Here is an 18,530-nt window from a genome sequence, read left to right on the forward strand (position 1 = left end):
TCGCGCGGGTATAAACCGAGGCATGCGCACGAGCGGGATCAACCACGTCAGCATCCACGCGGACGACCTCGACGAGTCGGTGCGGTTCTACGTCGCGCTCTTTGAAGCCGAGCTGCTCGACACGCCGAACTTCGGCCTGCAGGTGCAGTGGCTCGGGCTGGGGGACACCCAGCTGCACGTCTTCGTCCGCGACGCCAAACCCCAGAGCCATCACCACTTCGGGCTCACGGTGGAGGACCTGGAACCGGTCTACCGCAAGGCCGAGGAGCTGGGCGCGCTCGACCGCGACTCGCACGCCAACCACATCATCGAGCTGCCCGGCGACGTCGCGCAGACCTACATCCGCGACCCCGCGGGCAACCTGCTCGAGATCGACACGCCGGGCGCGTCGCGGCTCCCGGACTGGCTGCGCGCGCAGATGATCCGGCTCGACAGCGTCTACCCGCAGGACGAGGTCAACCGCCGCGCCCGCCTCTACGTGAAGGACCCGACCGTCCATTAACCGACACCCCTGGCTGTCGCTCTACGACGGGGACGCCCGCCGTCGCTCGTGCTGGACGCGCGCACCGGGCTGGAGTTGCTGCGCGGCGCTCCGGAGGACATCGCGCTGTGGTACTTCGAGACCGCCCTGACGTGGGGCGAGGTCGACCGGCTCTCGGACGCGTTCGCGGCCGGGCTCGCCTCGCTGGGCGTCGTACCGGGAGACCGGATCGCCGTCCAGCTCCAGAACATGCCGCAGTGGCTGCTCGCGCTCGTCGGCGCGTGGAAGGCGGGCGCCGCGGTCGTGCCGGTCAACCCGATGTACACGCCGCGCGAGCGCGCGGTCCTGCTCGACGACTCGGGCGCGCGGGTGCTGCTCGTGCTCGAAGGGCTCGAGGACGGTGCCCAGGTGGAGCACGTCATCACCACCTCGCCGCTGGACTACCTCGACGAGGTCCCGCGGCAGCTCGCCGGGGTGGAGCGAAACACCGGCGAGCTCGACCTGAACGCGCTGCTCGCACGGCACGACGGGCAGCGGCCGGACGCTCCCGCGCCGGCGCCCGCCGACGTCGCCCTTCTCACCTACACCTCGGGCACCACCGGTCCGCCGAAGGGCGCGATGAATACTCACGCCAACGTCGCATTCAACGCGCAGACCTATCGCGACTGGATCGGGCTGACGAGCGACGACATCGCGCTCGCGATCGCACCGCTCTTCCACATCACCGGGCTCGTCGGCCACCTGGCCGTGGGGATGCTCACCCCGATGCCACTGGTGCTGGCCTACCGCTTCGACGCCGCCGAGACGCTCCGGCTGGCCGAGCGCCACGGCGCGACGTTCACGATCGCCGCGATCACGGCGTTCATCGCGCTGCTGCGCGAGGAACAGGGCGAGCTGCCGAAGCTGACGAAGGCGTACTCCGGCGGGGCGCCCATCGCGCCCGCGGTCGTGGAGGCCTTCGAGCGCCGCTTCGGCGCCTATATCCACAACATCTACGGGCTCACCGAGACGACGTCGCCCTCGCACGCCGTGCCCTTCTCGCGGCGGGCGCCGGTGGACCCGTCGACCGGCGCGCTCTCGGTGGGCGTGCCGGTCTTCGACACCGTCTCGCGGATAGTGGGCGAGGACGGCGCGGAGCTGCCGGTGGGGGAGATCGGCGAGATCGTCACCCGCGGACCGCAGGTCGTCCCGGGGTATTGGCGTCTGGACGGCTTCGACGAGCTCGCGACCGGCGACGTCGGCTTCATGGACGCCGACGGCTGGTTCTACCTCGTCGACCGCAAGAAGGACCAGATCAACGCCGCCGGCTACAAGGTCTGGCCGCGCGAGGTCGAGGACGTCCTCTACGAGCACCCGGACGTCGTCGAGGTCGCGGTCGTCGGCGTGCCCGACGAGTACCGCGGCGAGACGGTCAAGGCCTTCGTGTCGCTCGCGAGCGGGTCGACCGTGACCCCGGACGAGCTGATCGAGTTCGCCCGGGGCCGGCTGGCGGCGTTCAAGCGCCCGCGGCAGGTGGAGCTGGTCGACGAGCTGCCCAAGACGGCCACCGGCAAGATCCTCCGCCGCGCCCTGCGGCCCTGACGGGGTTGTCAAACTGCTTCCCGATGGCCACGGCTCCCCACGAACGTCACCGTGACGCCGAGCGCACCCAGGCGGAGATCCTGGACGCGGCGACGCAGGAGTTCGCCGAGCACGGCTACTCAGGCGCGCGGGTGGACGTCATCGCCACCAAGACCCGCACGACCAAGCGGATGCTCTACTACTACTTCGAGAGCAAGGCGGGGCTCTACACCGCGGTTCTGGAGCGCGCGTACGCGGGGATCCGCGAGTCCGAGCAGGAGCTCGACGTGGAGGAGCTGGACCCGGTCGCGGCGATCCGCCGGCTGGCCGAGCTGACCTTCGACCACCACGAGTCGCACCCCGACTACGTCCGGCTCGTGATGATCGAGAACATCCACCGGGCCGAGCACCTGGAGGAGTCGGAGTCGATCGCGAACCTCAACATGCCCGCGATCGAGATCATCGGGCGCATCCTGGAGCGCGGTCGCGCCGAGGGCGTGTTCCATCGCAGCGCCGATGCGATCGACGTCCACATGCTGATCTCGAGCTTCTGCATCTTCCGCGTGGCCAACCGGCACACGTTCGGCGCGCTCTTCGGCCGCGACCTGATGGCGCCCGAGCAGCGCACGCACTACCGCACGATGCTCGGCGACATGATCGTCGACTACCTGCGCGCGAGCGAGGGCTGAAGCAGCGGGGTGACGAGGTCGGCCGGCATCGGCCGGGCGAGATGGAAGCCCTGGACGAGCGCGCAGTCGTGCTTGGCCAGGAAGTCGAGCTGGTCGGCGTGTTCGACGCCTTCGGCGACGGCGACCAGCTCGAGCGCCTGAGCGAGCCGCACGATCGCGGTCACGATCGCCGCCGAGCGCCCGTCGCCGGGGACGTCGCGCAGGAAGGAGCGGTCGATCTTGAGCTCGTGGACCGGCAGGTCGCGCAGGCGGGCGAGCGAGGAGAAGTCCGCGCCGAAGTCGTCGATCGCCAACCGCAGCCCGGCGGCGGCCAGGCGGCCGAGCAGCGGGACCGTGTGCTCGGGATCGGCCATCGCCGCCGACTCGGTGATCTCGGCGATGAACTGGGTCGCGTCGGCGTCGGCCATGCGGGCGAGCAGCCGGTCGGCGAACCCGTCCGAGCGCAGCTGGCGGGGAGAGACGTTGAACGCGATGTCGGGTCGCAGCCCGCGGTCGCGCCAGCGCGCGGCCTGGGCGATCACCGCGTCGACGACCCAGTCGCCGATCGGCTCGATCAGCCCACTGTCCTCGGCGCCGGGGATGAACTCGCCGGGCGGGACCATCCCGCGGTCGGGGTCGTTCCAGCGCAGCAGCGCCTCGACCGCCACGACCTCGCGGGTCGCCACGTTGAATACCGGCTGGTAGTGCAGTTCGAACTCCTCGCGGGCGAGCGCGCGGCGCAGGCGCGCCGTCAACGTCAGCTGGCCGGCGGCGGCCACCTGCTCGGAGGGCGTGGCGAAGCGGACCGTCCCACGGCCGTCGCGCTTGGCGTCATACAGCGCGGCGTCGGCGTGCTTGAGCACGTCGGACATGTCGGCGCCGTCGTCGGGATGGATCGCGATCCCGATGCTGGCCGCGATCTCGAACTCGTGGCCTTGCAGCGTGAACGGCTGCTCGAGCGTCGCCATCAGCTCGTGGGCGACATGGTCGGCGATGGCGCGAGCGTCGCCGTCGAGATCGCTGAGCAGGAGCATGAACTCGTCGCCGCCGTGGCGGGCGAGCAGGTCGCTGCTGCGGGTGCGCGCGCCGAGGCGGGTGGCGACCTGGCGCAACAGCTCGTCCCCCGCGGCGTGGCCGAGGGTGTCGTTGACGAGCTTGAAGCGGTCGAGGTCGATGTACAGCACGGCGACGGAGCGGTCCTGCCGGCGGGCGCGGGCGAGCGCGAGCGCGAGGTGCTCCTCGAGCTTGGCGCGGTTGGCGAGACCGGTCAGCGCGTCGTGGTAGGCCATGTGGCTCACCCGAGCCTGGGCGGCGCGCTTCTCCGTGATGTCCTCGCCCGCGATCAGCATCCCGCGGCCGGACCGGGTCCGCACGAGGCGCCCGCTCCACGTGACGTAGCGGCGCTCGCCTGCGCGGGTGACGAACGGCTTGGCGGGGTCGTCGTCGTGGTTCGGCGTGCCCGCGAGGCCGAGCCGGTAGTTCTCGCGCGCCGTCGCCCGGAAGTCGTCCGGAACGGCGATCTCGAACCAGTCCTGGCCGTGCAGCTCCTCCTCGCTGTAGCCGAGGACCTCGCACGTGCGGTTGTTGACCCGCTCGATCACGCCGTGCGCGTCCATGACGACGATCATCGTGCCGGCGACGTCGAGGTACTGCTGCGCGCGGAAGTGCTCGGCGGCGAGCTGGCTCGCGCGCCGCTCGCGCCCGTAGGCCTGCCAGATCCCCATCACCGCGGCGAAGGCGAGCGCGGCGAGCTGGAACGTCATGTCGGCCGAGGACTGGCCGGTGAGCACCGCCGCGGCGGCGGCGAAGACGAGCACGAGCGAGCCGACGATCGCGGTCGAGACGACCGGGTAGGAGATCGCGGCGAAGATCAGCGGCAGGATGAAGCCGAGCATCAGCGGCGTGTTGGAGCGATCCTCGAGGACGACGCCCGAGGCGAGCGAGAACGCGACCATGAAGCTCCAGCCGAGGAAGAACGGCTCGCGCCAGCGTGAGGCGGCGATCCGCTGGCGCGGGATGGCGAACATGCCACAGCTCGCGACCGACCACGTGATGCAGACCGCGCCGAGCAGGAGCGGGTGGGCGCTGCGTTCCGACTGCAGGAGGTAGGCGACGATCGCGACCGCGGTCGCGATGGCCAGGACCCCGCCGATCACGACGTCGCGGGCCCGCATCGCGATCTCTTCAGGGTCACTGAGTGCTCGCAGCCTCATCAGGTGGTTCATCGGCCTGATGAACCCCGGGTTGCAGCGGGCAGGAGAAACTCTGACCACGAGCGAATCTCGTGAGCGGCGTCATGTTGGACCTCCGCACGCTCGATCCCGCCCGCCAGTCAGCTGACCGGCGTGTCGCGCTGGTCGCGGGGCTCGTGGTCGTCGCGACGTGCACTCTGGCGTCGGTGGCGGCAGGAGGCGGCGGGTGGGCACTGGCGTGGGGAGGTACGGCAGCACTGGGAGGGTTGCCGTGGTTCTTCGCGTTCGGTGCCCGCTGGCGCCTGCTCGACGACGCACTCGCGGGTGTGCCGTTCGCCTGGCGCGGCGACCGCATGGGCGTGTGGGCGACCGCCCCGCCCACCGGCGCCCTCGCGACCCTCGTCCTCGCCGCCACCCTCGGGTTCTCGCCCGCCCTCGCCCTCGTCTGCTGTGTGTGTGGCGCCGTCGCCCACACGGCGCTGATCGCCTGGTCCGAGGCGCGCTACGAGCGCGCGATCTTCCTCGACCTCACCGTGCTCGAGTTGCGCTTCGAACGCATCACCGACACCCGCGCGCTCGTGAGGGGGTCAGACCCCTCAACATTGAGATCGACGGCGCAGAGCCAAAAGAATTGTTGAGGGGTCTGACCCCTCAGTAGAGGCCGAGGGCGAGGCCCGGGTCGGCGTACGCTCCGCGGACCGTGACTTCGAAGTGCAGGTGCGGCCCCGTCGCGAAGCCGGTCTGGCCGACGCGGCCGACCAGCGACCCGACGCCGACTGAGGCGCCGACGGTCACCGCCGCCGCCGAGAGATGGGCGTAGCGGGTGTGGACGCCGTTGCCGTGGTCCAGGACGACGGTGAGGCCCCAGCCGTCGTCGTAGCCGGAGAAGATCACGCGGCCGGAAGCGGCGGCGGTGATCGAGGTACCGGTGGCGGCGGGGAAGTCCAGACCCGCGTGGAACTGGTTGCCGCGCGGGCCGTAGCGGTCGCCGAGGGGCGCGGCGATCGGCTTGCGCAGCGCGGGGGCGCGGACCGGCGGGCGTGAGAGGGCGGCGAGCGTCGCGGGGCCGGCGACGCCGTCGGCCGCTAGACCCGCGAAGGCCTGCAGGCGTTCGACGGCGCTCGTGGTGCGGGCGCCGAAGCCGCCGTCCACCGTCCCGCAGGGGAAGCCGTGGGTCTCGAGCGCGAACTGCAGCGCCGCGACGTCCCACCCGCGTAGGCCGGCGCGCAGCGGGCGCGAGCCGATGGGATGGCGGCCCTGGGCGCCGAGCGCGCGGCGGGTCTGCGGGCCGACGATGCCATCGGCGACGAGGCCCGCGCGGCGCTGGATCTGCCGCACGCCGGCGGTCGTTCCCGGCCCGCTCAGGCCGTCGATCGCCCCGGCATAAGCGCCATGCGCGCGCAACGCGACCTGCAGCGCCGCAACGCGCGAAGAGGCGGCCGAAGCGGTCGCGGGGACGAAAAGGCACGCCGCGACCGTCGCCGCCGACATCCATGTCCGAACCGACAACAACTTCCGGTGTGTTCGTGCCCTGACAGCCGAGTCCTCCCGATTTGGCCGCACCGACAGGTTCGGGCCGCATGCATACCACTGGTATACCGGGGTCTGACCCCTGTATACGTGTTGTATGCATGCGGGATACCGGGGTCTGACCCCGGTATACGCGTTGTATGCAAGGTGGGCGCTGACCCGCTTAGTGGCGGCGGGTGGCGACGACGCGGGTGCCGTGGCGGGGGGAGAAGGTGACGTTGCGGCGGGCGACGTGTTCGGCGCGGCGCGAGGCGGGGCGGAGGTCGAAGCGGCGGAGGATCGTGCCGAGGGCGACGCGCATCTCCATCTCGGCGAAGGCGGCGCCGAGGCAGCGGCGGACGCCGCCGCCGTAGGGGATCCAGGTGTAGGTGGAGGGCGGTTTGTCGAGGAAGCGCTCGGGGCGGAACGCGTAGGGGTCGGGGTAGGCCTGCGGGCGGGTGTGGGCGAGCCAGATCGCCGGAGTCACGTCAGTGCCGGCCGACAAGTGGACGCCGTCGGCGTGCAGATCGGTGACGAGGCGGCGGCCCGCCAGCGGGACGACCGGGCGCAGGCGCAGCGACTCGGTGATGACCGCGCGCAGGTACTCGTCGCCGCCGGCCTGAGCGCGCGCCAAGACGTCCGGGTTGCGGGTCAGCAGGTCCAAGGTCCACGCCAGCCCCGTCGCGGTGGTCTCGTGGCCCGCGAGCAGGAGGGTCATGAGCTGGTCGCGGACCTCGCGGTCGCTCATCTCCGAGCCGTCCTCGAACCGCGTCTGCACCAGCAGCGAGCAGATGTCTGAGCCCGGCGAGGCGCGCCGCGCCGCGATCTCGCGCAGCAGCCGCGCGTCGATCTCCTCCGCCCGCTCGCGCAACTGCTCCAGCGACTTGCTGCGCCCGAAGAGCACCGAGACCTGCAGCTGGCGCGAGATCGTCGCGCTCAGCAGGTCACGCAGGCTGTCGTGCAGCGGCCCGCGCTCGCTGACGCCGAAGACCGCGCGCAGGATCACCTCCAACGTGATCGCCTGCATGCTCGGGTGGACCGGGAACTTGGTGCCGACGGGCCACCCGTCGAGCTCGCGTTCGGTCGCCTCCAGGACCACCGCCTCGTACGCCCGCATCCGATCGCCGTGGAAGGGCGGCAGCATCACCTTGCGGCGCGAGAGGTGGTCGGCGCCCTCCAGCAACAGGAGCGACCGCGGCCCGACCAGCGGCCCGAGCGTCACCGTCCGGCCGGGCGGCAGGTTGTGCCCGCGCTCGGCGTAGAGCGCCCGGATCACCTCCGGCGAGGAGACCATGACCAGCGGCGTCCGGAAGCCCTGGAACATGACGCTGAACGTGTCGCCGTAGCGGCGCCGGCAGGACTCCATGAACGCGATCGGCCGCGCCAGCCAGCGCGCGGTCTGGATCGCGGGCGCCTCGGTGGGTCCGGCGGGAAACGCGGTCATAACCTTCGGTCCGTGGGTCCCTGGGGCATCCGTGTGGACCCTCGCTTGCGGGTTGCCAGGGTCGGTCACGAAGGCACCAAATACCCACCCAGCGCGTCCTCGAGCGCGCCCGCCACCGCCAGCGCCACGTCGTCGCGCCACGGATGCGCGGCGACCTGCACGCCGATCGGCAGCCCGTCCGGCGACGCGCCGCAGCGGACCGTCGCCGCCGGCCACCCGCTCAGGCTGTGCGGCGTCGTGTAGCTCATCGCCGCGGACATCTCGCCGTGCCGCGGCGCTGCGGTCGCGAACACGGGGGAGAGCAGGACGTCGAACCGTTCACCGAAGCGCAGCATCGCCTCACGGTACGCGTCCCACCGGCCCAGCAGGTCGTAGCTGATCGCCCCGGACCCATAGGAGGCCCAGATCTCGGTCGTGATCGCGTGTCCCGACGCCGGCGGCGCGGCCTCCTCGACGTGCGCGCCCACGTCCCGCAACGCGTCACCCGCAGCCGCCACGACCCGCGCGGTCGCCGCATCCGGCGTCGTCACGCCGTCGTCGGGAAGCATCGCGATCCGCAGCTCGCTGAACTCGACCGCGGCGAACTCCCCGCGATCCTGGATGACCGACAGGATCAGCGCGAGATCGGCGACCGAGCGCACGAGCGGCCCCACCTGCGTGCGCGGATCGCGCAGCTCACCCACCGGCCCGAGATCGTCGATCAGCCCACGCACCGGCACCCGCCCCGCCGTCGGCTTCAACGACGCCAACCCGCAGAAGTGCGCCGGCACGCGGATGCTCCCGCCCGAGTCGGTGCCGATCCCGAACCCCGAGCACCCGGCGGCGACCGCGGCCGCCTCGCCGCCACTGGACCCGCCCGGGGTCCGTGCGACGTCATAGGGGTTCGAGGTACGCCCGAACACCTCGTTGACCGTCTCGTCGCCACCGCCCCACGGCGGGCAGTTGGTCTTGCCGACGACCACGGCGCCCGCCACGCGCAACCGCGCGACGACCACCGCGTCGCTCGAGGCGATCACCCCCACCCGCTCCGGCACCCCCGCGACGAGCGGCAAGCCGGCCACGCCAAGCGTGTCCTTGACGGTAAAGGGCACGCCACAGAGCGGCCCGTCCAGCGGGTCGACGAAATCCGCGACCGCGACCAGCGCGTTCAGGTCCGAACGCTCCGCGATCTGCGCCGCGCACGCCGCGAACACCTCGCCCGCCGACACCGCACGCGAGGCGATCAGCGCCGCAAGCTCCACCGCCGGCCTGTGGATCAGCTCCACAGGCCGACGCTACATGAGCTACGCCCTAGATGGGCGAAGAGGGCCGCGCCATGCCCTCGGCGAGGTCGCCGAAGCCCGGAGCGATGATCGCGCCCGGCTGCGCGATGAGCTCCTCGGCCACCAGCGCCTCGGTGGTCAGGAGCAGCGCGGCGACCGAGGCGGCGTGCTCGAGCGACAGGCGCGTGACCCGCACCGGGTCGATCACGCCCTTCTCGAACAGGTCGCCGAACTCGCCGGTCAGGGCATTGAGGCCGTGGCCCGCCGGCATCGCGCGGACCTGGTCGATCGTCGCCTGGCCGTCGTAGCCCGCGTTGGACGCGATCCAGTACAGGGGCTCGGACAAAACGTTGCGGATGATCTCCGCCCCGCGTGCGTAGTCGCCTTCGAGCGAGACGCCGTCCACCGCCGCGGCGGAGCGCAGCAGCGCGGTGCCGCCACCCGGGACGACGCCCTCGGACATCGCCGCCTGCGTCGCCGCCAGCGCGCCCTCGGTGCGCCGGAAGCGCTCCTTCTGGGCGACCTCGGACGGCGCGCCCACCTTGATCACGGCCAGGTTCGCCGAGAGCCGCGCGATGCGCTCCTGGAGGATCTCGACGTCGCGGTCGTGGACCGCGCGCGCCAGCTCCACCTTCAGCTGCGCCAGACGCCCCTCGACGGCTTCTTCGCCGCCGCCACCCTCGATGAACGTGCAGTCGTCGGCGGTGACGATCACGCGCCGCGCCGTGCCGAAGTGCTCGGGGAGGACGTCGGTCAGCGTAAGCCCCGCCTCCTCGGCGATCACGGTGCCGCCGCAGAACGCGGCGAGGTCACCGAGGTGCTGGACGCGCCGGTGGCCGAAACCGGGGGCGCGGACGGCCACAACCTCGATCGTCCCGTGCCGCATGTTGGAAACGAGCATGCCGAGCGCGCTCGCTTGCGCGTCCTCGCACAGGATCACGAGCGGGCGCGGGTTGCGCGCCAAGGCGTCGAGGATCGGCAACAGGTCGTTCGGATGCTTCAGCGCCCGGTTCGTCATGAAGACGAGCGGGTTCTCGAAGACCGTCTCCATCTTGTGCGGATCGCGGACCATGTACTGCGAGAGCCAGCCGTTCTCGACGACCATGCCCTCGACGAAGTCCACCGTGATGCCCGGCGCGTCGGACTCCTCGATCGTGACGACGCCCTCGGAGCCGACGTGCGTCAGCGCCTGGGCGACGATGCCGCCGACGACCTCGTCCTCCTTGGCGGCGATCGTCGCGACCTTGATGAGCTCATCGCCCTCGACCTTGCGCGCGACCCGCTGCAGCTCGGCCACAACGGCCGCGGTGCCCTCCTCGATGCCGCGCTTGAGCAGCATCGGGTTGGCGCCCTCGTCGAGCGCCTTCATGCCTTCGCGCACGATCGCCTGAGCAAGCAGCGTCGCCGTCGTGGTGCCGTCGCCCGTCTGGTCGGACGTCTTGTTGGCGACCTCGCGGACGAGCTGCGCGCCCATGTTCTTGTACTGGTTGGTGAGCTCGATCTCGCGTGCGATCGTCACACCGTCGTTGGTGATCGTCGGAGCGCCCGCGAGGCGTTCCAATACGACATTGCGCCCCTTCGGGCCCAAGGTCACCTTGACCGTGTTGGCCAGTTCGTCCACGCCCGCCTGCAGCAGCAGTCGAGCCTCGTGGTTGAAATAGAGGCGCTTGCCCATGTTTTCTCCTCGCTGAGTAAGCGGTTATGCGGGAACGAGGATGCCTCGGCCCTGCAGGCGTCCGTTGTCCAGGTCGGCCATCGCGTCATTGATGGCGTCGAGCGGGTATTGCGATGTGTGCAGCGTGACCTTGCCCTGCGCGGTCAGCGTCATCAGGTCCTGCAGGTCGATGTAGGTCCCGACGAGGTTGCCGATGAACGAGATCTCGCGCGAGATGATGTCGATGGTCGGCACGTTGATGTTCTCGCCGTAGCCGATGACGTAGTAGAAGCCGCCGTCCTGCACCATGGCGACGCCGTCCTCGATCGCGCCCTTCTCACCGACGAAGTCGATGATCGCGTCGGCGCCCATCCCGTCGGTCAGTTCCTGGATCATCTCGCGCTGCTTGCCGTCGACCTTGACCGTGTGGTCGGCGCCGGTCTGGCGCGCCAGCTCGAGCGCTTTCTCGGACGGGTCGATGACGATGATCTCGGTCGGCGTGTAGGCCTTCAGGCACTGGATGCCGATGTGGCCCAGCCCGCCGGCGCCGATCACGACCGTCTTGGTGCCGGCGCCCAGGATCGGGATCGCCTTCTTGACCGCGTGGATGGCGGTCAGGCCGGCGTCGGCCAGCGCGGCGATGTCAGTGGGGTGCAGCGACGGGTCGAGCTTGATCACCGAGCGCGCGGACGTGTGCAGGAACTCCGCGAACCCGCCGTCACGCCCGATCCCCGGGAACTCGCCGTTGATGCAGTGCATGTCGTCGCCCTTGCGGCACGGGCGGCAGAGCCCGCACGAGATGAAGGGGTGGACGATCACGGTGTCGCCGACCTCGACGTTTGACACGTCGGAGCCGATCTCGTGCACCCAGCCGGCGTTCTCGTGGCCGGGTACGTAGGGGAGCACGACGCCGGACTTCTCGGCCCACTGGCCTTCCTGGATGTGCAGGTCGGTCCGGCAGAGCCCCGCCGCGCCGATCTTCACGATCACGTCGTGCGGACCGAGGATCTTCGGCTCGTCGATCTCCTCGACCTTCAAAGCCTCGTGGTACTTGTGCAACCGAGCGGCCTTCATGCAGCGACTCCCTCCTCCGCGTAGCGGACCCGCAACAGATCGCGGCACATGCCGCCGTTCGTCTCCAGTGAGAGCGACGTCAGCGAGGCCATGCGCTTGAACCGAGGGATCTCGTCCGCGGTGACCGGCGTCCCGTCGCCCTTCACGAACGCGGGCGAAGCGTCGCCCGCGTCATAGCCGAGCTCGCGGCGCAACGCGCGGCAGCGCTCGGCGTCCGGCCCGGTCAAGTCGCCCAGCCGCGCCGCGGCGGGATCGGCGACCGAGTCCAGCAGCCGCCCCTGGCGCGCGACCAATGCCTTGCGCTGGAACAGCGCCCGCAGCGCGTCCAGCTCACCCCGGGTCTCGCCCGGGAAGGCCGAGGAGAAGCCGTCGCCGCGATCGATCGCGGCGTTGATCTCCTCGCCCGTGTAGTGATCCTCGAGCTCGATCAGGACCTTCCCCAACCCGGGCAGGCGGTCGACCGCGGCCCGGGCGTCGGCGGCCATCAGGAACGCGAAGTTCGGCGCGCACTGCGGCGTCGGAAGCCGCAGGCGCACCGACACATCTCCCGCATTGGTCACGACCAGGGAGCCGACGAAGCCGAGCGTGGTGATCGGCTCGTCGAGCTCCGGGTCGTACACCGTCCCGAGCTGCTCGAGAACTCGGGAACGGAGCGTCATGCGACGCCCACTGCGCTTTCCTCGGTGGCCGGCTCCTCGGCCGGAACGTTGCCGCGCAGCTCCGCGGGGACCTCGACGTCGTATAGCTTGGCGCCGTTGAGCCCGAGGATCTTGCGCTTGCCGTCCTCATTGAGGCGCGGGAAGTCCGCGAAGGCCGGCTGGTCGGGCATCTCCCAGTCCAGGAGACCCTCGATCTGCCACTTCGGCTCCCAGATGCCGTAGTCGGAGCCGAACAGCATCTTGTCCTCGCCGACCCAGAACAGCAGCTCGCCCATGACCTTCGCGAAGAACTGCGGGCGGGCGTGCATCAGGCCGCCGACGACGACCGACAGGCCGGCGTAGACGTTGGGCTCCTGCGTCGCCATGAAGCAGAAGTCCTCGATCCGCGGGAGACCGACATGCTCGACGATGAAGTTGAGCTTGCCCTTGTAGTCGGTCGCCACGTGGTCGACGTCTGAGACGTCGAACGCGTCCTTGTCCAGCGGCCAGATCGTCGGCCCCTTGTGGACGTGGATGTTCTTGATGCCGAGCTCGACGCACTTGTCGAAGAACGGCCGCGCGATGTCGTCGGAGAGCTTGTAGCCGCGCGAGCCCTGGTACCACTCGGCGGTATAGAGCTTGACGCCCTTGAGGTCGTACTTGGCGTTGTCGGCCTCGAGCTGGTCGAGCCCGGCCTGGCCTTCGCGCGGATCCCAGCGGCCGTTGACGATCAGCTTGTCCGGCCAGCGCTCCAGGAGCGCGGCGTTCTGCTCGATGTCATTGAAGCCGTTGGTGTACCACTCCTTCAGGTACGTCGACTGGAAGACGGCCTTGTCGATGCCACCGTCGACGATGACGTCCTTCTCGAAGTCCTCGACCGTGTACTTCTGGAACTTCTCGAGCGACCAGTGCGTCTCCGGCGGCCCGAGGCCCTGATACGCGTGGAAGCACTCGATCCAGCCCTTGGCGTACTGCTCGTGGCCTTTGACCCAGTTCGCCGGGGACGCGTCCCAGAAGTGCAGGTGGCTGTCGAAGATGAAGTACTTCTTGCCGTCCTTCTCGTACATTCAGCTCCTCCTACTCGACGACTTGGAGGTCGAAGTCGATGTACTCGGCAGCGTCCTCCGGATTGGCGAACATCACGACGCGATCGTCGAGGACAACCATACGCCCGTAGTGGGTGGACATGATCTCTTCGAAGTCGTTGTTGCCGAAGTCCTCCCAGCCGAGCGCCTCCGCGATCTCCTCGTAGTCGAAGTCGATGCGGTTGACGCCGTCGACGCGGATCATCGAGGGGAGCTCGGTGATCGTGACGTTCTCCTTGTCACGCATCACCTCGGCCACGACGTAGCCGACCTGATTGTTCATCAGCGTCACGCCCGCCTTGTTGGAGGACGTGGGATCGGAAGTGAAGTGGGTCATGCCGTGGCTCCCTTCGGGGCCTTGAGGCCGATGTCCGCTGTCAGTTCCTCGAAGCGCTGGGCGGAGCGCTCGACAGAGTCCTCGAAGCGCACGACCTTCTCGGAGATCTGCGACCAGATCGGCTGCAGGTGGCGGCCGGCGTTGAGCGCCTTCGGCGTCCACTCGTCCAGCCAACCCTGCATCGTGGCCTTGTTGGCCGCGCCGTGCTCGGGGTCGTCGGCGAGCATCCGGAACAGCGCGCGCGAGCCGCGCTGCTCACGGGCGGCGTCGGACTCGCCGGCGCCCATGATCGTCGGCGTGACGAAGTCGCCCTGGAGGGCGGCGACCTGCATCACGAAGCCGGAGCGGAAGAGCTCGCCGACCAGCTGCTCGAACACGACGGTCGTGACGAAGAACGCCTCGGACCAGTCGCGGATGGCGGTCAGCTGCTCGACCAGTTCGCGCGTCGGCTGCCAGATCGGGTCCGACTGCCAGACCTCCTTGTGCACCGAGCCCTCGAAGCCGTCGATCTCCTCGGAGAGCGCCAGGTTGTAGAGGATCAGGTCCTGCGCGAAGCGCAGCTTGTGCACGGCGCCGACGCAGATCGCGTTGTTGATCATGTTCGTCGGAGCATCACGCTGCGCCGGCGTGTAGACGTGCATGCCGATGCCCTGCTCCAGGTGCGCCCACGCGAACACGTGGCGCGCGAGGACCTTGACCCACGCGGGGTTCATGGCCTGGAACACGTGCGCCGTGCGCCCGTGCTCGATGTTCTGGGAGATCTGGCGGACGACGTTCGCGTTGTTGCGATAGATCGTCTGCTCCCATTCCTCGTTGGGGTCGAGGAACGCGTGCCAGTTGGTCGACTTCAGCGCCGACCATTCCTGCGGGTACCCCGCGTCGCCGTTGGCGAAGGAGTAGACCCAACCCTGCGTCAGGTGGCGCGCGGGATCGGGCTGGACGTCGATCGTGACGTCCTCGTAGACCGTCGCGCGGCGCTTGCGCGGCTCGAAGTAGTTGTAGCTGCGGCTCTGCCAGGAGGGGAACTCCTGCGCCCCTGCCTCGGCGTCCGTGAACACAGGCTTGGGGACGCTGCGTTCCTTGACCTCTGTCGCCATGGGTCTCCTCACTCGTCCGCTGTGGTGGTGAATTTGTCGTAGTAGATGTGCGCCTCGGGCACGCCCTTGCGCTCCAGCAGCGCGATGGTCGCCTCGACCATCGGCGGCGGGCCGCAGACGTACGCGTCCACTTCCGTGACGTCGCCCTCGAGGCGCTCGACGACGTCGGTGATCAGGCCGCTCTCGCCCGCCCAGCCGTTGCTGTCCTCAGACAGCGCGGGGACGAAGCCACATGGGAGCGTCCCGAGTTCCTCGACCTGAAAGAGGTCGGCCTCGGTGCGCGCGCCGTAGTAGTACGCCGCCTCCCGCGGGCTCTCGATCTCCTGCATGTGCCGCAGGAGCGAGAGGATCGGCGCCATGCCGGCGCCGCCGCCGATGAACAACAGCCGCCGCGGCGAGCTGGGCCGCAGCGTGAAGACCCCGTAGGGCCCGGTCACGTCGATCTTGTCGCCCGGCTTGATCTCGCCGCTCTTGAGCTTCCCTGAGAACAGGCCGCCCTCGTAGTGCTTGATCATGAACTCGAGCGTGTCCGGGTTCGTGTTGGCCATCGAGAAGGAGCGATGGTGCTCCGTGCCCGGCACGTTGATGTCGACGTACTGCCCGGGCTTGAACTCGAGCGGCTCCTCGGGCTTGAGCTTCAGACCGAAGATGTCCGACGTGAGCGCCTCGACCGACTCGACGACGGTGGAGACCGTCCGTGGCGGCGTGCCGCCGTGGATGATCTCCTCGTCGTAGTTGATCAGCTCGATCTCCATGTCGGAGTAGGGGTGGGCGCGGCAGAGCAGCGTCCACCCCTCAGCTTCCTCGAAGTCGGGCAGCGCGAACGTCGAATAGCGGTCGAGGTCGACCTCGCCGTCGAGGATGAAGGACTTGCACGCCGAGCATTGCCCCTCCTTGCAGCCGTGCATGAGCATGATGCCCTGGCGGAAGGCCGCATTGAGGATCGTCTCGGACTCGTCGACCTCGATCTCGATGCCGACAGGCTCGAAGCGAACGGTGTGTGTCTTGTCACCCACGACGGCGCAGGCTCCTTACGCGCTCGCCGGCCGGCCGGCCGGGCCGCCGCGCTTGTACGCCGCCATGTGCGTCTCGCGCTCTTCGGGCGACATCTGGTTCAGCAGCACGTTCGGGCTGTTGAGCGTGATGCCCTTGACCTCGTCGAGCGTCCACATCTTCTTCGGGTCCAGATTCAGATGCGGCTGCGGGATCAGCGTGTGGCCGTCGTCGCGGACGTAGCCGAGGTCGTCGCGCATGATCTCGGCGAGGTCATGGCCGTGATGCAGGGTCTCCCACTCGCGGACACCGGAGAGCTTGCCCATCGACGGGGTCGGGCGACCCTCGTACTCGGGCCGGAACGCGACCGCGTCCGTCCAGTGGCAGGTCTCCGAGCAGTACGTGCGGACCTGGCCGTCGACCTCGTCCATGACCGTGTCCTCACGGATCAGGCACGGGACCATGCAGGTCCAGCAGCGGTGCGGATACTCGTAGTTGGCCTCGGCCTCGAACGCGATCGGCTTGTGGCCGTTCTTGACGGAGAGGTCGGAGTACTTCTCCCACCACTTGCCGTACTTGTCGTACCAGCCCGGGTACTTGTACTCGAACCACTCGAAGTCCTTGTCGTCCATCGCGTCGATCCGCCAGTAGTTGGCGAACCAGCCGGTGGCGAAGAACTGGGCGACCTCGTGGATGTAGCCCTTGTTCCAGATCCGGTTCCAGGACTCCTCGACCAGATCGTGCGGGATGGTCAGGCCGTACTTCTCCAGCGGGACCAGGTACGACCGGTAGTAGTCGTCATAGATCCAGCGGCGCCAGGCCTCGGCGTAGGACTCGCGATCCTTGCGACGGTCCTTGGTGCCGTACTCGATGAACGTGCCGATGGCGGCGTCCACGACGGCGTGGTTGTTCCACCAGGCGTAGCGCAGGTCGCGCTCGAGGAGCTGGCGGTTGCGCTCGTCGGCGAGCGCCATGAGGATGATCGAGTAGCCGTTTGAGATGTGGCGGCTCTCGTCGGACTGCACCGAGTGGAAGACCGTCGGCAGCAGGTAGTCGCCGTTGGCCGCGGCCTCGCCGGGCATGGCGACGAACAGGACGTTGGTGAACGCCGTCTCGGCCACGATCGTCAGGTAGACGTTGGCGGCGGTGATGGCGTCACCGGTGATGAAGCCCTCGCCGAACTGGCGGCCGATCGTGCCGGCGTAGCAGTTCGCGAACCCCTTCTCGGTCAGGTCGAAGCCGGCCGGATCGATGTAGTGGTTCATGTACAGGCGCTTCAGGTTCATCTGGATCGTCGAGTGGCGGACCTCGTCGATCATCTGAATCGCGAGGCCGTTGTGGACCTCGGGATTCGGAACCGCGTTGATCGCCAGCGGCATGGCGCGGGCAGCGGAGATCTCCGGGAACGGGATGATGCTCAGGAAGAGCTTCTGCCATTCCATCCAGCGCTGCTGGACCTGGCGGAACATGTTGCCGCGAATGGCGCCGTCCATCGCGCCGAACACGCGATTGTCCTTCTCCTCTTCCATCGGGAAGTAGGAGCGAAGGACCTGCTTCAGCGGGTCCTTCTTGGGCGCCTTCTCGAACGTGTAGTCGGTCGGATACTTGTCGACCGGCTCTACGAACGTGGGGTCCCAGGAGAGCTCTTGGATCTTCTGGTGTGCCTTCGTGATGCTCGCTCTACTCACGGCATCTACCTCCTTTGGCGCATGCGACGTTTCACCGCAAGGTGCTCGGAACCGGACGCTAGGCCCGCGGTGCGAGTTGGATCAAGAACTTCGCGACGATCCGCACATGATTGGAAACCCACGATGTCGCGAAGGGTCTCGGTCAGGGCTTCGCGTTCAGCGTCGAACGCACGGACGGACATCGAGATGCCCACCGCGCCCAAGAACCGGCGCTGCTCGTCGAGCAGCGGAGCGGCAATGCAGCAGAAGTCGGGCGCGATCTCCTCGCGATCGACGGCGATCCCGTCCCTTCGCGCGCGGCGCAATTCGGTGCGCAGCACGTCCGGGTCGGTGATCGTGTCTTCGGTGAAGCGTTTGAGGCCCGCGCTCAGGTAGCGCTCCAGCGCGTCGGCCGGCGCACGCGCCAGGACGACCTTGCCGAGCGCGAGCGCGTGGGCGTTGTCGCGGATCTCCGGGCTCATGTTGGGGAGCTTCGGCATGCCCTGGAGCCCCCGCTCGAGGATGACCTTCAGCTGGTTGCCGCGCAGCACGGCCAGGTAGGCGCGCTTGTGGGTGCGGGCCAGCAGGTCGTCGACCACGCCCGAGAGGTTGTGGCGGTCAGACTCCTCGGCGACCGTCTCGCGGAAGCCGGGCGCCAGGTGGTACAGGCCGCCGGGCAGGCGCTCCGCGACGCCTTCGTCGCACAGGGACGCGAGGAGGTTGTACGCGGTCGACACGCTCTTGCCGAGCTTCACGGCCACCTCGTCGGCGCGCACGCCGTCGGGTGCCCGGGCCAGTAGCCACGTGACACTCAGTGCGGCGCGTGCCGTACTTAGGCCACGGTGTGACCTCGTCGCCTGCATCCTCGC

Annotated in this window: 17 protein-coding genes; 4 read left to right on the forward strand and 13 right to left on the reverse strand. The window is 69.2% G+C overall.

The features are described 5' to 3' along the window. Window positions 1-22 precede the first annotated feature (22 nt). From OM076_RS12090 to OM076_RS12100, 3 genes are read left to right on the forward strand one after another with little or no spacing between them, the layout of a single operon-like run. Window positions 23-502 carry a VOC family protein gene (locus tag OM076_RS12090; RefSeq protein ID WP_270040167.1) on the forward strand — a complete coding sequence of 160 codons (480 nt, stop codon included), beginning with the start codon at window positions 23-25 and terminating at the stop codon, window positions 500-502. 48 nt (window positions 503-550) lie between these two features. Beyond that, window positions 551-2,062, forward strand: coding sequence for a class I adenylate-forming enzyme family protein (locus OM076_RS12095; RefSeq protein WP_270040168.1), 1,512 nt, complete (start codon window positions 551-553; stop codon window positions 2,060-2,062). A 23-nt stretch (window positions 2,063-2,085) separates the two neighbouring features. Next, window positions 2,086-2,730, forward strand: a complete 645-nt coding sequence (locus OM076_RS12100; protein WP_270040169.1) for a TetR/AcrR family transcriptional regulator — start codon at window positions 2,086-2,088, stop codon at window positions 2,728-2,730. Here the strand turns inward: OM076_RS12100 and OM076_RS12105 are convergent. Then, window positions 2,706-4,922: a putative bifunctional diguanylate cyclase/phosphodiesterase gene (locus tag OM076_RS12105; protein ID WP_270040170.1), complete on the reverse strand. Its 2,217-nt coding sequence runs from the start codon at window positions 4,920-4,922 to the stop codon at window positions 2,706-2,708. The two genes, OM076_RS12100 and OM076_RS12105, sit on opposite strands and share 25 nt — an antisense overlap. 83 nt (window positions 4,923-5,005) lie before the next feature. On the opposite strand from OM076_RS12105, the gene OM076_RS12110 reads away from it, so the two are divergent. Continuing rightward, a complete protein-coding gene (locus OM076_RS12110; protein WP_270040172.1) occupies window positions 5,006-5,539 on the forward strand; it encodes a hypothetical protein in 534 nt (177 codons plus the stop codon). Between the two features lie 13 nt (window positions 5,540-5,552). On the opposite strand, the gene OM076_RS12115 is transcribed toward OM076_RS12110, so the two are convergent. The 12 genes from OM076_RS12115 to OM076_RS12170 form a co-directional block, all read right to left on the reverse strand. Continuing rightward, entirely contained in the window at window positions 5,553-6,392 is an 840-nt protein-coding gene (locus tag OM076_RS12115; RefSeq protein ID WP_270040174.1) for a peptidoglycan-binding protein, read from the reverse strand. Between the two features lie 202 nt (window positions 6,393-6,594). Then, the gene (locus OM076_RS12120) at window positions 6,595-7,854 is read right to left on the reverse strand and encodes a cytochrome P450 (RefSeq protein WP_270040175.1); all 1,260 of its coding nucleotides are present in this window, start codon (window positions 7,852-7,854) and stop codon (window positions 6,595-6,597) included. 65 nt (window positions 7,855-7,919) lie between these two features. Beyond that, window positions 7,920-9,119, reverse strand: coding sequence for an amidase (locus OM076_RS12125; RefSeq protein WP_270040176.1), 1,200 nt, complete (start codon window positions 9,117-9,119; stop codon window positions 7,920-7,922). Window positions 9,120-9,144: 25 nt separating this feature from the next. Further along, a complete protein-coding gene (groL, locus tag OM076_RS12130) occupies window positions 9,145-10,791 on the reverse strand; it encodes a chaperonin GroEL (protein ID WP_270040177.1) in 1,647 nt (548 codons plus the stop codon). A 24-nt stretch (window positions 10,792-10,815) separates the two neighbouring features. After that, window positions 10,816-11,844, reverse strand: coding sequence for an NAD(P)-dependent alcohol dehydrogenase (locus OM076_RS12135; protein WP_270040178.1), 1,029 nt, complete (start codon window positions 11,842-11,844; stop codon window positions 10,816-10,818). Beyond that, on the reverse strand, window positions 11,841-12,503 hold the full coding sequence (locus OM076_RS12140; protein WP_270040179.1) for an iron-sulfur cluster assembly protein: 663 nt from the start codon (window positions 12,501-12,503) through the stop codon (window positions 11,841-11,843). Before OM076_RS12140 ends, OM076_RS12135 begins: the two co-directional genes overlap by 4 nt. After that, window positions 12,500-13,549 (reverse strand): amidohydrolase family protein, encoded by a 1,050-nt coding sequence (locus tag OM076_RS12145; RefSeq protein ID WP_270040180.1) that lies wholly within the window; start codon window positions 13,547-13,549, stop codon window positions 12,500-12,502. Before OM076_RS12145 ends, OM076_RS12140 begins: the two co-directional genes overlap by 4 nt. A 10-nt stretch (window positions 13,550-13,559) precedes the next feature. Then, on the reverse strand, window positions 13,560-13,904 hold the full coding sequence (gene mimD, locus OM076_RS12150) for a propane 2-monooxygenase effector subunit MimD (RefSeq protein ID WP_270040181.1): 345 nt from the start codon (window positions 13,902-13,904) through the stop codon (window positions 13,560-13,562). Continuing rightward, window positions 13,901-15,001: an aromatic/alkene monooxygenase hydroxylase subunit beta gene (locus OM076_RS12155; RefSeq protein WP_270040182.1), complete on the reverse strand. Its 1,101-nt coding sequence runs from the start codon at window positions 14,999-15,001 to the stop codon at window positions 13,901-13,903. The genes mimD and OM076_RS12155 overlap by 4 nt, the downstream gene beginning before the upstream one ends. Window positions 15,002-15,009: 8 nt before the next feature. Next, complete coding sequence (locus OM076_RS12160; RefSeq protein ID WP_270040183.1) at window positions 15,010-16,017, reverse strand: NADH:ubiquinone reductase (Na(+)-transporting) subunit F; 1,008 nt, start codon at window positions 16,015-16,017, stop codon at window positions 15,010-15,012. A 15-nt stretch (window positions 16,018-16,032) separates the two neighbouring features. Beyond that, window positions 16,033-17,682, reverse strand: coding sequence for a ferritin family protein (locus tag OM076_RS12165; protein ID WP_270040184.1), 1,650 nt, complete (start codon window positions 17,680-17,682; stop codon window positions 16,033-16,035). A 5-nt stretch (window positions 17,683-17,687) separates the two neighbouring features. Next, the gene (locus tag OM076_RS12170; RefSeq protein ID WP_270040185.1) at window positions 17,688-18,524 is read right to left on the reverse strand and encodes an IclR family transcriptional regulator; all 837 of its coding nucleotides are present in this window, start codon (window positions 18,522-18,524) and stop codon (window positions 17,688-17,690) included. Between the last annotated feature and the right edge of the window lie 6 nt (window positions 18,525-18,530).

The organism is Solirubrobacter ginsenosidimutans (assembly GCF_027587205.1).